General features: G+C 72.2%; 11 protein-coding genes. 2 read left to right on the forward strand and 9 right to left on the reverse strand.

The features are described from left to right. Window positions 1–21 precede the first annotated feature (21 nt). The 5 genes from NR111_RS09990 to NR111_RS10010 form a co-directional block, all read right to left on the reverse strand. Window positions 22–903: a MoxR family ATPase gene (locus NR111_RS09990; protein WP_067719692.1), complete on the reverse strand. Its 882-nt coding sequence runs from the start codon at window positions 901–903 to the stop codon at window positions 22–24. Between the two features lie 67 nt (window positions 904–970). Continuing rightward, window positions 971–2,272, reverse strand: a complete 1,302-nt coding sequence (locus NR111_RS09995; protein ID WP_256820694.1) for a glutamate-5-semialdehyde dehydrogenase — start codon at window positions 2,270–2,272, stop codon at window positions 971–973. A gap of 45 nt (window positions 2,273–2,317) precedes the next feature. After that, the gene (locus tag NR111_RS10000) at window positions 2,318–3,202 is read right to left on the reverse strand and encodes an SDR family NAD(P)-dependent oxidoreductase (protein WP_256820695.1); all 885 of its coding nucleotides are present in this window, start codon (window positions 3,200–3,202) and stop codon (window positions 2,318–2,320) included. Continuing rightward, window positions 3,199–3,825, reverse strand: coding sequence for a class I SAM-dependent methyltransferase (locus tag NR111_RS10005; protein WP_256820696.1), 627 nt, complete (start codon window positions 3,823–3,825; stop codon window positions 3,199–3,201). The genes NR111_RS10000 and NR111_RS10005 overlap by 4 nt, the downstream gene beginning before the upstream one ends. Window positions 3,826–3,914: 89 nt before the next feature. Continuing rightward, window positions 3,915–4,937: a serine hydrolase domain-containing protein gene (locus tag NR111_RS10010; RefSeq protein WP_256820697.1), complete on the reverse strand. Its 1,023-nt coding sequence runs from the start codon at window positions 4,935–4,937 to the stop codon at window positions 3,915–3,917. Between the two features lie 70 nt (window positions 4,938–5,007). Here NR111_RS10010 and NR111_RS10015 point away from each other — a divergent pair, with 70 nt between their 5' ends. Further along, window positions 5,008–7,164 (forward strand): ATP-dependent DNA helicase RecQ, encoded by a 2,157-nt coding sequence (locus tag NR111_RS10015; protein ID WP_256820698.1) that lies wholly within the window; start codon window positions 5,008–5,010, stop codon window positions 7,162–7,164. Window positions 7,165–7,317: 153 nt separating this feature from the next. Further along, complete coding sequence (locus tag NR111_RS10020) at window positions 7,318–8,568, forward strand: calcium/sodium antiporter (protein WP_067719705.1); 1,251 nt, start codon at window positions 7,318–7,320, stop codon at window positions 8,566–8,568. 37 nt (window positions 8,569–8,605) lie between these two features. Here NR111_RS10020 and NR111_RS10025 read toward each other — a convergent pair whose 3' ends face one another. From NR111_RS10025 to NR111_RS10040, 4 genes are read right to left on the reverse strand one after another with little or no spacing between them, the layout of a single operon-like run. Continuing rightward, entirely contained in the window at window positions 8,606–9,781 is a 1,176-nt protein-coding gene (locus tag NR111_RS10025) for a cytochrome P450 (RefSeq protein WP_067719929.1), read from the reverse strand. 57 nt (window positions 9,782–9,838) lie between these two features. Further along, a complete protein-coding gene (locus NR111_RS10030; RefSeq protein ID WP_067719707.1) occupies window positions 9,839–10,873 on the reverse strand; it encodes an MFS transporter in 1,035 nt (344 codons plus the stop codon). Window positions 10,874–10,900: 27 nt separating this feature from the next. After that, window positions 10,901–12,721 (reverse strand): FAD-binding dehydrogenase, encoded by a 1,821-nt coding sequence (locus NR111_RS10035; protein ID WP_256820699.1) that lies wholly within the window; start codon window positions 12,719–12,721, stop codon window positions 10,901–10,903. 18 nt (window positions 12,722–12,739) lie between these two features. After that, window positions 12,740–13,498 (reverse strand): AAA family ATPase, encoded by a 759-nt coding sequence (locus tag NR111_RS10040; protein WP_256820700.1) that lies wholly within the window; start codon window positions 13,496–13,498, stop codon window positions 12,740–12,742. Window positions 13,499–13,530 lie beyond the last annotated feature (32 nt).

A 13,530-nucleotide genomic window follows, 5' to 3' on the forward strand; every position in this document is an offset into this window, starting at 1 on the left:
ACCTCCCTGTCCCCCACGGCCCTAGTTGAGCCGGAGCTCGGCGGCCGCGCGCAGCTGGTCGGACTGGTGCTTGAGCACCACGCCGAGCGTCTGCAGGACCACCTCGTCGTCGATGGTGTCCAGGCCCAGCGCCACGAGCGTGCGACCCCAGTCGATCGTCTCCGACACGCTCGGCACCTTCTTCAGCGCCATCGCGCGCAGGACGCCCACCACGCGTACGAGCTGCTCGGCCAACCGGTCGTCGAGTTCCGGCACCCGGGAGGCGAGGATCTTGCGCTCCAGCTCGGGCGTCGGGAAGTCCAGGTGCAGGTAGAGGCACCGCCGCTTGAGCGCCTCGGACAGCTCGCGGGCCGCGTTGGAGGTGAGCACCACGAACGGGCGTCGGGTGGCCTCTATGGTCCCGAGTTCGGGGATGGTCACCGCGAAGTCGCTGAGGACCTCCAGCAGCAGGCCCTCGATCTCGATGTCGGCCTTGTCGACCTCGTCGACGAGCAGGACGGTGGGCTCGCTGCGCCGGATGGCGGTGAGCAACGGCCGGGACAGCAGGAACTCCTCGGCGAACACGTCGTCGCGCGTGGAGTCCCACCCCTCGCCCTGCCCGGCCTGGATCCGCAGGATCTGCTTGGCGTGGTTCCACTCGTAGAGCGCACGGGCCTCGTCCACGCCCTCGTAGCACTGCAGGCGGATGAGTTCGGCCTCCGTGGCGGCGGCGACGGCCTTCGACAGCTCCGTCTTGCCGACACCGGCCGGGCCCTCGATGAGCAGCGGTTTGCCCAACCGGTCGGCGAGGTAGACCACCGTCGCGGTCGATCGGTCGGCCAGGTACCCCTGTCCACCGAGGGCCTCGATGACGTGGTCGATGCTCTCGAATGCGGGTCGCTGGGCGGTGCGGGCTCGGTCCATCGGGTGGGTCCTTTTCGGTTCGGGGTCGTCGGTGGCGGGCCGGCGGGCGGCGCGGGCGCGAGTGCCTCTACGGCCGCACGTGCCCCTTGCCGTGGGCGATCCACTTCGTGCTGGTCAGTTCCTCGAGCCCCATCGGGCCGCGGGCGTGGAGTTTCTGGGTGGAGATACCGATCTCGGCGCCGAAGCCGAACATCTCCCCGTCGGTCCAGGCGGTGGAGGCGTTGACCATCACCGCCGCCGCGTCGACGCGGGCGCAGAACCGGTCTGCCACGTCGATGCTGCGGGTGGAGATGGCCTCGGTGTGTCCGGAGGACCAGCGGTCGATGTGCTCGATCGCCTCGTCCACCCCGTCGACCACCTTGAGCGCGATGTCCATGCTGAGGTATTCCTCGCCCCAGTCGACGTCGTCGGCGGGGACGAGGCCCTCGCGGTCGCCGTGGACGGTGACGCCGGCCGTCCTCAACGCCCCCACGACGCGGTCCACGGCCGCGTCGCCGAGGGCGGAATCGAGCAACACCGTCTCGGTGGCGTTGCAGACGCTGCAGCGACGGGTCTTCCCGTTGAGCAGCAGGCTGATGGCCTCGTCCAGGTCCGCGTCTCCATGGATGTAGAGGTGACAGTTGCCGGTGCCGGTCTCGATGGCCGGGACCTTGGCGTTCTCCACCACGGTCTGGATCAGACCAGCGCCGCCGCGGGGGATGACGACGTCCACCAGACCGCGCGCCTGGATGAGGTGGGTGACCGACGACCGGTCATCGGACGGCAGGAGCTGGGCCGCGTCCACGGGCAGGCCGTGCTCCGCGAGGACACCGCGCAGCACCTCGACCAACGCCTCATTGGAGTTGCGGGCCGAGCGCGACCCCCGCAGCAGTGCTGCGTTGCCCGATTTGAAGGCGAGCCCGAACGCGTCGACGGTGACGTTGGGGCGACCTTCGTAGATCATCCCGACCACCCCGAGCGGGACTCGGACCTGTCGCAACTGCAGCCCGTTGGGGCGGGTTGAGCCACGCGTGACGGTGCCGACGGGGTCCGCCAGACCGGCCACCTGACGCAGGCCGCCGGCGATGCCCTCGATCCGCTCGGCGGTGAGCCTCAGCCGGTCGAGCATGGCCTCGCCCATACCGGCCTCGGACTGCTCGGCGAGGTCCCGGGCGTTGGCCTCGAGGATCGTCGACTCCGCCACCACGAGGGCGTCGGCGGCCGCCTGCAGCAGTGCGTTCTTGCGGTCCGCGGTGAGCAGGGCCAGTTCGCGCGAGGCGGACCGGGCCCGGCGGGCGGCGTCGTGAACGGCGTCGCGGGTCGGGTCCGCGGCGGGCCCGGCGTCCGTCTGGCCAGTGAGGTCGGAAGCGTCGAGGTGGCTGGCTGTCATGCGTTCCAGCTTACCGATGCGGCCGGCGGGGCCACTTCCGACGAGTCAGACCGTCGGGACGGCCCCGGTCTCGCGCACGGCGAACTCCCGGAATCGGCGGGCCAGGTCCGGGTCCCCGGCAGGGCCCGATCGCTCGCCGGGTCCGGGCGGGCCCGCGATCTGTCGGAAACCCGTCGGTCCGATGTACGACGCCGGCGGCAGATCCTCCGTCGCCGCGTACAGCAGCGGGCGTGCCCCATCGGCGGCCGTGGGCACGATCCGCCGGCCGAGCAGGTTGAGCACGGCATTGACCGGCGGGAACGAGGTCGGGTCGAGGATCGAGGTGGCGGCGAACCCGGGGTGCGCGAGCTGTACGTCCACCGCGGAGCCCGCGGCGGCGAGACGGGTCTGCAGGTCGAGTCCCCAGAGCATGCACGCCAGCTTCGACTGCGCGTACGCCGCCGCCATCGAGTAGGGGCGCTGTCGGAAGTGGGGGTCGGCGAAGTCGATCCGCCCCTTGGCGTGGGCCATGGAGGCCGTGATCACCACCCGCTCCCGGATTCGGGGCAGCAGGAGTTCGGTGAGCAGGAACGGCGCGAGGGCGTTGACCCCCAAGTGCAGCTCGAAGCCGTCCGCAGTCTCCCGCCGGGTCTTGCTCATCAGACCGGCGTTGTCCAGCAGGATGTCGACGGGGTCCGTGTACGAGCTCGCGAACTCCCGCACGGCGTGCAGGTCACTCAGGTCCAGCTCGTGGACCTCGGTGGAGCCGCCGATCTCCGCGGCCGCCGCCTCCCCCTCGGCGCGGGTGATGGACGGGAGCACGACGTGGGCGCCCCGGCGCGCGAGTTCACGCGCGGCTTCCTTCCCGATGCCGCTGGTGCCGCCCGTGACCACGATGGTCTTCCCGGTCAGGTCGGGCAGGTCGTCGACGGTCCACGCCGCGGAGCTCACGAGGCGGCCCCGTCGCTGCGCACGAGGACGGTGACCATGAAGCCGCTGTCGTCGTCGAACGGCAACAGATCCCACGTCGACCAGCGCTGCTGCACCCGCAGCCCGGCGCGGTCGGCGTCGCGGTCGAACTCCTCCCGGGTCCAGCCCCGGTCGAGCCCGAAGCCCACGACCAGGCGGCCGGCCCTCCCCTCGGCGCCCTCGTCCGCCGTGGCGAGGCGGGCGGCGAGGTTGGTGAGCACGGCGCCGCGGCTGGCGGGGTCGACGAAGGCCAGGACGTTGCCCGCCGACACGGCGAGGTCGAACGGCCCGCGGGGCCAGCCCTCGTCGGCCAGGTCCGCGACCTCCCACGACGCTTCGGGGCACAGCTCCCGCGCGCGCTCGATCAGGTGCGGGTCGAGGTCGACGCCGGTGACGCGGTGTCCACGCGAGTGCAGGTAGGCGCCGGTGCGCCCCTGACCACAGCCCACGTCGAGGATCCGGGCACCGCGCGGGACCATCGCGTCGATCAGCCGCGCCTCGCCGTCGATGTCCACTCCCTCGGCCACCATGTCGTCCCACCGTCGGGCGTACCGCCGGGAGTGCTCGGGGTCTGCCTCCACGATCTGCTTCCATGTCTGAGCCATGCGGCCCAGTATGGCCGCAGGGAGCGACATATGTCGCGGAGGACGACGACGACGAGGGCGGCCGCCGCCGGGCCGGCGGAACGCGGCGGTCACGGGCCGATGGCGCGGAGGAGGCGGAAGGTGGGCAGATCGGCTCCCCTGGTCTGGTTGACGAGGGTGACCGCAAGGGTCCCGCCGACGGTGTCGACGACGGCGATCGACCGGAACCCGCCGGTGCCGCCGTTGTGCCACAGGGTGCCCGGGCCGGCGCGATGCCACCCGAGCCCCATCCGTTCGGGCCCGGACGGCGGCGTGGCCTGCGTGAGTCGGACGGCGTCCTCGAGGTCGGTGGTCGACGGATCGAGGTGCGCGGCGAGGAACCGCGTCATGTCGGCCGCCGTGGAGCGCAGCGCTCCCGCGCCCGGCATTCCGCGCAGCGGCCACGGTTCGGCGCCGCGGCGGCGGCTGCGGTGCCCAAGGGCCGTCCGCCGCCGCTGCTCGTCGGTCATCTGATCCTCGGTCACGGTGTCGGGCATGCCCAGTGGTCCGCAGATCCGGTCGCGGACGAGCGCCCCGAAGTCGGCCCCGGTCGCGCTGGTCATCGCGATGCCGAGAAGGCCGGAGCCGAGATTCGAGTACTTCGGCGTGCCCTGCCCCGGGTGCCGACGCGGGCGGAGGCCACGGAGTCCGGCGAGGACGTCCGATTCCGTGAGGTCCGCATAGGGATCCGCACCCGTGCGCACGTAGGCGAGGTTCTCCCGGAGCCCCAGCCGGCCGGGCGTCCTGGGGAGCCCGGAGGTGTGGGTCGCGAGGTGCTGCAGCGTGATCGGGTCGTCGTCACCACCCGGCAGGTCCGTGCCGGTGGGGAGCAGGTCCCGGACCGGGGTGTCCAGCCGCCACTGCCCCCGGACGACACCGTCGGCCAGCAGAAGGGCGGTGAACACCTTCGTGATGGAGCCGATCTCGAAGAGCGTGTGGGCGTCCGGGGTGGCGCCCCGACCGGTGTCCCCGCGGGTGGCGGTGTGGACACCGCCCGGTGGCCCGGCAGCCATCACGACCCCGACCCGCCGCCGCGACAGTCGGTCCGTCGCCCGCTCGACCTGCCCCGCGATTCCCTGCCCACCACTGGTCACGGGACCGAGTAAACGCTCCCGGGCTCCGCTCCGCAGGGGAGCTGTCGGAGCGGTGGGGCACGATGGGCCCATGACCTCGACAGCGGACCGTCCCTCTTCCGACGACCCGGCCACCGGGGACCGGGCCCCCGGTGACCGGGCCGCGCTCCGGGCCCGCGCCGACGAACTGCTCAGCGCTCTCGCCGGGGCGGGCGCCGTCCTGCGCGAGGACCAGTGGGTCGCCATCGAGGCCCTGGTGGCGGACCGGCGGCGCGCGCTGGTGGTCCAGCGCACCGGCTGGGGCAAGTCGGCGGTGTACTTCATCGCCGCCCGGTTGCTCCGCGAGCTGGGATCGGGCCCCACCGTGATCGTCTCGCCGTTGCTCGCGCTCATGCGGAACCAGGTCGAGGCCGCCGCCCGGGCCGGGGTGCGGGCGGCCACCATCAACTCGGCCAACATGACCGAGTGGGACGAGGTCCGCTCGGCGGTCCGGGCCGGTGAGGTCGACGTACTGCTGGTGAGCCCGGAGCGTCTCAACAACCCCGATTTCCGCGACACGGTCCTGCCCGCGCTCGCGGCGGACGCCGGCCTGGTGGTGGTGGACGAGGCCCACTGCGTCTCGGACTGGGGTCACGACTTCCGGCCGGACTACCGGCGTATCCGCACGCTCCTCGCCGATCTGCCCCAGGGCGTGCCGGTCCTGGCCACCACGGCCACGGCCAACGACCGGGTGGTCCGCGATGTCGCGCAGCAGCTCGGGGTCGGTGAGTCCGCCTCGGAGGACACCCTCGTCCTGCGAGGCGGACTGGACCGCGAGTCGCTGCGGCTGTCGGTGGTGGATATCGACGACTCGGAGAAGCGCGCCGCCTGGCTCGTGGAGAACCTCGAGTCGCTGCCGGGCAGCGGCATCATCTACAGCCTCACGGTCGCGGCGGCCGAGGACATGGCCGAACTGCTCACCTCGGCCGGGCACCGTGTCAGCTCCTACACCGGTCGCACCGACGCCGGTGAACGCGAGGAGCTGGAGCGCGCGCTGCTCGACAACGAGGTCAAGGCCCTGGTCGCCACCTCCGCGCTGGGCATGGGGTTCGACAAGCCGGACCTGGGCTTCGTGGTCCACCTGGGTGCCCCGCCCTCCCCCATCTCCTATTACCAGCAGATCGGCCGCGCCGGGCGTGCCGCCGACCGCGCCGAGGTGGTCCTGCTGCCCGGGCCCGAGGACCGCGCGATCTGGAATCACTTCGCCTCCCTGGCGTTCCCGCCCGAGGACGTGGTGCGGCGGGTCCTCGACGCGCTGGAGCCCGACCGACCGCAGTCCACGCAGGCGCTCGAACCCGCAGTCGACCTCGGCCGCAACCGGCTCGAGATGGTGCTCAAGGTCCTCGACGTCGACGGCGCGGTCCAGCGAATCCGGGGTGGCTGGGTGGCCACCGGGCGGCCGTGGCACTACGACGCCGAGCGGTACGCGGGGCTGGCGGAGGCACGGCAGTCCGAGCAGCAGGCGATGCTGGAGTACCAGCGCACCGGGTCCTGCCGCATGGAGTTCCTCCGCGGCCAGCTCGACGACCCCACCCTCGACCCGGCCTCCGACGGCTGCGGTCGCTGCGACAACTGCACGGGTCAGCGCCGCACCACGGACGTCGACTCCGGGGCCCTGACCCGCGCCCGCGAGGCCCTCGAACGGCCCGGCGTGGTCCTGCCGCCCCGCCGCCAGTGGCCCACCGGCCTCGCCAAGCTCGATGTCCCGCTCAAGGGCAAGATCGCCGACGGCCCCGCCGAGGGCCGGGCTCTGGCCCGCCTGACCGATCTCGGCCTGGGCCAGAAGCTGCGCGCCCTGCTCGCCGAGCCCGACCAGGACGCTCCGGATTGGCTCGCACGCGCGTGTATTCCCGTCCTCCGCGAGTGGGGATGGGCCGACCGGCCCACCGGCGTGGCCGCCCTCCTCACCGGCGAGCACCCGCAGCTGGTCACCACTCTCGCCCATGCCCTGGCGCAGATGGGTCGCATGGAACATCTCGGGGAGATCTCCCGCGATCCGGCCCTTCCCGCGGTGACGGCCCAGAACTCCGCGTACCGCGTGGCTCAGTTGTGGGGCACGTTCTCCGGCCCGTCGACACCGTCCGAGGGCCCCGTCCTGCTGGTCACCGACCTGCTCGGGACGGGGTGGACGATCACCGAGGCGGCCCGGCATCTCCGCTCCTCCGGGGTTCCCGCCGTCCTGCCCCTGGCCGTGGCCACATCCGGCTAGGTGTGATGTCCGGCTAGGTGTGATGTCCAGGGAGGTCGCCGCCCGCGCATCGACAGACCGGAGTCCGGCACGGGATCATCGACCCATGGGTAACTCAACGAGACCGTCACCGTCGGCCGGGCCGGGGTTCACCACGATCCGGTCGGACCCGTCATGAGCGCCCTCACGGTGCTCGCTCTCGCGGTGGGATTCGTCCTGCTCATCGGCGGCGGCGAGGTGCTGGTGCGAGGCGCCGGCGGTCTGGCCGCGACCCTCGGGATCTCCCCGCTGGTGGTGGGACTCACCGTCGTCGCCTTCGCGACCTCCGCGCCGGAGTTCGCGGTGAGCGTCGACGCCGCGCTGAGCGGATACCCGGGGTTGGCCGTCGGCAACGTGGTGGGCAGCAACATCGCGAACATCCTGCTCATCCTTGGACTGACAGCGATCGTTGCCCCGCTGGTGGCGACGTCCCGCATCGTGCGGGTCGACATCCCCATCATGGTGCTGTTCTCGGTGGTCGCGCTGCTGGTGGCACTCGACGGCACGATCAGCTTCCTCGACGGTCTGCTGTTGTTCGCCGGCCTCGTGGCGTATGTGGTGGCGACGATCGTCATCTCGCGCAAGCAGGATGGAGGCCGGGTCGCCGCGGCACCGGAGGACCCGGTCGCTGACGGCCCCGGTGGTGGCGACGCCGCCGTCGACGGCGCGGGTGATGGCGACGCGGGTGGCGCCAGCGCGGGCGAGACGCGGTCGTCCGGCGTCGCGTCGTCACACCCGGTTCTGGTCAGCAGCGTCTTCGTGGTCGTCGGTGTGGCTCTGCTGGTGGTCGGCGCGCGACTACTCGTCGCGGCGGCGAGTGATCTCGCGTCGGCATGGGGAATGAGTGACCTGGTCATCGGTCTCACGGTGGTGGCGGTCGGGACGTCGCTACCGGAGCTCGCCACGAGCGTGGTGGCGGCGATCCGCGGCGAACGGGACCTGGCCATCGGCAACATCGTCGGTAGCAACATGTTCAACATCGGTGCCGTTCTCGGGATGACCTCGCTCATCACGCCCATCGACGTCGCCCCCGGGGCCGTCCGCTTCGACCTGCCGATCATGCTCGCCGTCTCGCTGGCCCTGCTCCCGATCGCCTTCACCGGTATGGCGATCAAGCGGTGGGAGGGACTGCTCTTCACCGGCTTCTACGCCGCGTACGTCGTCTACGTGGTGCTGCAGGCGGCCGACCACGACGCGTTGGATCCGTTCAGCGCCGCCATGCTCTGGTTCGTCATCCCCATCACCGCGCTGTGGCTCATCGTGCTGGCCACCTATGAACTCGGCGTACTGCGGGGGCGCCGACAGGCGCGGGAGCGGCGAGTCGCGGCGGGGGCGCGCGTAGCGGACGAGGAGGACCCGACGGAAGGGGTGACCCGCGACGGGTGAGCGCCCTCGCCGGGCCCGTTCGCCGAGGACCTCCGGTTCACACGGTGAGTCGGAGGCTCCGGAGGCGACGGACCAGAAGACTCTGGTGCCATTCGGTCCGCGAGACGTCGATCTCGAGGTCCCCTCCGATCTCGAGGAGGAAGTCGAGTGCGGCGCGGGATTCCATGCGCGCCAGGGCCGCACCCAGGCAGAAGTGGATGCCGCGCCCGAACGACAGGTGCGAGCCCTCATCGCGGTCCGGTCCGAACCGGTCCGGGTCCCCGTACCGGTGGGGGTCCCGGTTGGCGCTTCCCCAGAGGAGGAAGAGGTGGGTGCCCGCGGCGAGAGCGGTCCCACCGAGTTCGGTGTCCGTGGTGACGTGGCGGCAGTGCCCCCGGAAGGGCGCATCCGTTCTGAGGGTCTCCTCAATGAACGACGAGCGGCGCCCCGGGTCCGACCGGAGTCTGTCGAGGTGCTCCGGGTGCTGCCCCAGGCGCCGAACCAGGGTGCCCAGGTGGCCCACGGTGGATTCGATACCCGCCGCCACGAGCTGGACGAGGACCTGCACCGCGGCGTCGTGGGAGATCTCGCCACGCTCCAGCTCACGGGCGAGTGCCCCGAGCACCGAGGCGCCCTGCCCGGCCTCCGCCGCGGTCACAGCGGCGGAGAGGTGGTCGACCAGCTCCCCTGCCGACCGGAGCGAGTCGTCGAGCTCGTCGGCCGTGACCATCCCGTCCAACATCCTCGTGCTGGCGAACGCCCACTCCCACAGGCGGTCGGCATCCTGTGGCGGCAGTCCCATGAGTTCCGCGATGACGGCGGGCGGGAGACGTTCGGCGATGTCCGCCACCCAGTCGATCCCGCCGTCTCGCCAGCCGTCCGCCCACAGTTCGCGCAGTCGGCGGTCGACGAAGGGCCGCCAGGCTCGCAGTGTGCGCGGGGAGAGGGACGACGCGACCACGCTCCGGTGGGCCCGGTGCACCTGCCCGTCAGCGGTTGCCAGCGCGTGGACGGGGGATCCGAGTTCGGCGACGGGGAACTCGGTCACCTCCCCGCCAGGGCCCACCACCATCGTCGCGGTGAGGTTGGACGAGAAGTCCTCGACCCTGCTCGCGGCCTCCACGATCAGGTCCCATGACCGGACGGCGTAGAAGCCCGAGTCCCCCACCCGCTCGATTCCCGGCGAGGTCCTCGAGGGGTCGAACAGGTCCATGATCTCGTGCGCATCCCGCATACCCGCCACACTCGCGGACCGGTACCCGGCCCACATCGGAATCGCAAATTCCGGTGGTCACTCGGCGGGCGCGGGCGACCGTCGTGGGGCTCCGGGGGCCCGGAGCAGCACGACACCGCTGACCCCCGAGACCGCGGCGGAGGCGAGCAGTAGTGCACCGAGGCCCAGGGACGGTATGACGGCCCCGGCGAGCGCCGGCGCGATCACGGAGCTCACGGCGCCCACCACCAGGCACGCCGTGAACGCCGCCCCCGCGCGATCGTGGGCCAGCTCCGCCGTCCACACGGCGAGGACCGCCGAACCGGTCATGTACCCCACACCGAAGACGCAGGCGGAGATCACCGTCGCGACCAGGGAGTTCCCCGCCTGACCCAGCAGCGCCAACGAGACCGCGACGGTCACCAGGCACATCGCCGCGACCCGGGCACTGCCCCACCGTTGCGCCATGGCGCCGGTCGCCAGTGCCGTCAGGCCACTGGCACCGATCAGGACGTAGGCCACCGGGACGGCGAGCTCCGGCAGGTCCGTGCGGTCGAGGACGTCGGAGGCGTAGGTGAAGTAGATGATGACGACCGCGAAGTAGACGACCGAGTAGCCGGCGGGCACGGGCAGGACCCTGGCCAGGTCCGCGAGCCCGCGCTGACCCCGCGGGCGCGCCACCGGGTCGGTCCGCGGTACCAGGCGCAGGTTGACGACCGCGGCCGCGGCGACCCCCGCCCACACCAGACGCCAGGATCCCTGGACGGCGAGGACGGCCAGCCCGCCCAGGGCGATCAGCCCGACGCCCGTGCCGGTGGTGATCATCGCCAGGGCCCTGGGCTGGTGGCGGGCGGTCACCGTCCGGGTGACTATGTCCGAGTACGGCGCCCAGACCCAGCCACCCGCGCTGCCGGCCAGCACCGGGCCCACCGCGAGCAGCCACGGCGACTGCGCGGTCACCACGATGGCGGCACCGAGCGCGCCGCAGACCCCGCCCACGGTGGTCGGTGCGCGCGGTCCACGCCGGGCCGCCAGGGGTCCCGCGAGCAGCAGGCCGGCCAGGTAGCCGACGAACGTGGCGCTGGCGACGAGCCCGAGCACCAGCTCCGGCAGACCGCTCCTCGCCGCCGCCCGCGCCGATCAGGCCTCCCGCGTCATCGCCCGGCCCGCCTTGAGCCCGGAGAAGATGCACCCGCCGAGGAACGTCCCCTCCAGCGAGTTGTACCCGTGCACGCCGCCGCCGCCGAAGCCGGCGACCTCGCCCGCCGCGTACAGGCCCGGGAAGGGCTCGCCGTCGCGGGTCAGGCACTGGGAGTCGAGGGTCGTCTCGATGCCGCCGAGCGTCTTGCGGGTCATGAGGTGCACCTTGACCGCGATGAGCGGGCCGCCGGAGCCGGCCGCCGAGCCCGTGCCCTGCCCCGAGTCCCTGAGCAGCCGGTGTGGCTTGGCCATCCGGGTGAGCTTGTCGGTGAGGACGCGCCGGGCGTTGTGGATGGCCTGTACCTGGGCGTCCTTGGCGAACGGGTTGTCCATCTGCCCGTCCATCGCCAGGACGAACTCGCGCACCCGCTCCACGTCGAGCTCCGGCTCCCCGTCGCGCAGCAGCGAGTTCATGCCGGCGACCATCTCCTCGAGGGTGTCCGCGACCACCCAGTCGACGCCCTTCTCGGCGAACTCGGCGATCGACGGCGGCAGTCCGCTGCCGGCCTTGGAGGCGAACTTCTTGATGCTCTTGTCCGTGAGCTCGGGGTTCTGCTCGGAGCCGGAGAGGATGAACTCCTTGCCGGCGATGGCGGAGTCGAGGATGAACCAGGAGTAGTCCCGGCCGGTGCGGCGGATGGCCTCGATGGACGCCGTGGTGTGGAACCCCGGGAACAGCGGTACCGGCATCCGGTCGCCGTTCGCGTCCAGCCACAGGGTGGACGGCCCGGGGATGATGCGGATCGCGTGCGAGGGCCACACGGGCGCGTAGTGCTCGACGCCCTCGGTGTAGTGCCACATCCTGTCCCGGTTGATGAGGTTGGCCCCGGCCACCGCGGAGATCTCCAGGATCCGGCCGTCCACGTGCTCGGGCACCCCCAGGATCAGGCGCTCGGGAGCGTCGCCGAGCCGGTCCGCGGGCCAGTACCGACGAACGAGGTCGGGGTTGCCGCCGATACCGCCGGAGGCGAGGAGCACCGCCCCGGCCCGGAACTCGAACGCGCCGGTCTCCTCGCGCGGAGAGGCCACACCCCGGTCGTGGTCGCAGGGCACGAGGGTCGCGCCGCGCACGCCGACGGCGCGACCGTCCTCGACCACGATCTCGTCCACCCGGTGACGTACGGCGAAGCGCACGAGCCCGGCCCGGGCGGCCTCCAGGACGGGTTCCTCGAACACCCGCACCACCTCGGGCCCGGTCCCCCAGGTCACGTGGAAGCGCGGGACGGAGTTGCCGTGCCCGGCCACGTCGCCGCCGCCGCGTTCGGCCCAGCCGACGGTGGGGATGATCCGCAGGCCCAGGTCGTGGAGGTACCGCCGCTTCTCCCCTGCGGCGAACTCGACATAGGCACGCGCCCACTGCCGCGGCCAGTGGTCCTCCGGCCGGTCGAACCCGGCGGAGCCGAGCCAGTCCCGCCACGCCAATTCGAGCGAGTCGGAGATCCCGATCCGCCGCTGCTCCGGGGTGTCCACGAGGAACAGTCCGCCGAGGGACCAGAACGCCTGACCGCCGAGGTTCTTCTCGTTCTCCTGGTCCACCACGAGCACCTTCTTGCCCGCGCGGGTCGCCTCGTGGGTGGCGACCAGTCCGGACAGACCGTGCCCCACGACGATCACGTCCGGGGTGAAGCCCGGCTCCGGCGCGGGAAGCGGTCCGGTGTTGGCCGCCCGTGACGCCGATGGCGGCTGCCACTCCGGGTAGACGGGGTGGACGGGCCGGGCCTCGCCGGTGGTGCGGTGCGTTCGGGACTCAGAGCGGCTCATGCGCCCCAGTGTGCCCGGTCACTCCAGCAGGTGGCGCAGATACCGTTCCGGCGCGTCGAGATAGCGCCGGTGGTGGTCGACCATCGCCAGATCCTCCCAGCGGGTCCGGTGCATCCCGGCGTCGGAGAGCTCGTACACCGCGGCGCCGGGCACCGAGGCCAGGATCGGCGAGTGGGTGGCCATGAGCACCTGCGCCCCGCGCCGGTCGGCCAGCTCGAGCAGCAGGGCGACCAGCCTGAGTTGGGCGTCGAAGGACAGCCCCGCCTCGGGCTCGTCCAGCACGAACAACCCGCCGCCGGAGAACCGCGAGGTGGTGACGATGTCCCAGAAGGCCTCGCCGTGGCTTCGCGAGTGGAAGTCCTGCTCCGGGCCCGAGGACTGCAGGTAGGTGAACATGCCGTGCATGGTCTCGGCGCGCAGGAAATACCCCCACTTCGACGCGCCCCCGCCCCGGACCAGCCGCAGTGAGTCGTGCAGCGGGGACTCCGACTCCCAGGTGACGTCACGGCCGTTGACCGACCCGCCCTCGGCGCCGAGTCCGTACGCCATGGCGACGGCCTCGACAATCGTCGACTTGCCGGCGCCGTTCTCGCCCACGAGCACGGTGAGATCATCGAGTTCGAGTCCCTCGCGCAACAGCTGGGCCACCGCCGGGATCGAGTACGGCCACCGCCCCGCCCCGGCCGCCACGGGATCGACCCACTCGGCCACGCCCGCGTCGCGCTGCCGCTCGACGCGGACCACCGGTCGTGGATCGAGCACTCCACCTGCGGCCATGCCACGCACCCTACCGTCGGTCGGTACCGTTT

It is taken from the genome of Dietzia sp. Die43, assembly GCF_024519835.1.
Taxonomy (GTDB): Bacteria; Actinomycetota; Actinomycetes; order Mycobacteriales; family Mycobacteriaceae; genus Dietzia; species Dietzia kunjamensis.

Coding starts and splice junctions, on each gene's coding strand:
- NR111_RS10005 (WP_256820696.1), bottom strand. CDS start 3,825: ATGGCTCAGACATGGAAGCAGATCGTGGAGGCAGACCCCGAGCACTCC.
- NR111_RS10040 (WP_256820700.1), bottom strand. CDS start 13,498: ATGGCCGCAGGTGGAGTGCTCGATCCACGACCGGTGGTCCGCGTCGAG.
- NR111_RS10020 (WP_067719705.1), top strand. CDS start 7,318: ATGAGCGCCCTCACGGTGCTCGCTCTCGCGGTGGGATTCGTCCTGCTC.
- NR111_RS10025 (WP_067719929.1), bottom strand. CDS start 9,781: ATGCGGGATGCGCACGAGATCATGGACCTGTTCGACCCCTCGAGGACC.
- NR111_RS10035 (WP_256820699.1), bottom strand. CDS start 12,721: ATGAGCCGCTCTGAGTCCCGAACGCACCGCACCACCGGCGAGGCCCGG.
- NR111_RS10015 (WP_256820698.1), top strand. CDS start 5,008: ATGACCTCGACAGCGGACCGTCCCTCTTCCGACGACCCGGCCACCGGG.
- NR111_RS09995 (WP_256820694.1), bottom strand. CDS start 2,272: ATGACAGCCAGCCACCTCGACGCTTCCGACCTCACTGGCCAGACGGAC.
- NR111_RS09990 (WP_067719692.1), bottom strand. CDS start 903: ATGGACCGAGCCCGCACCGCCCAGCGACCCGCATTCGAGAGCATCGAC.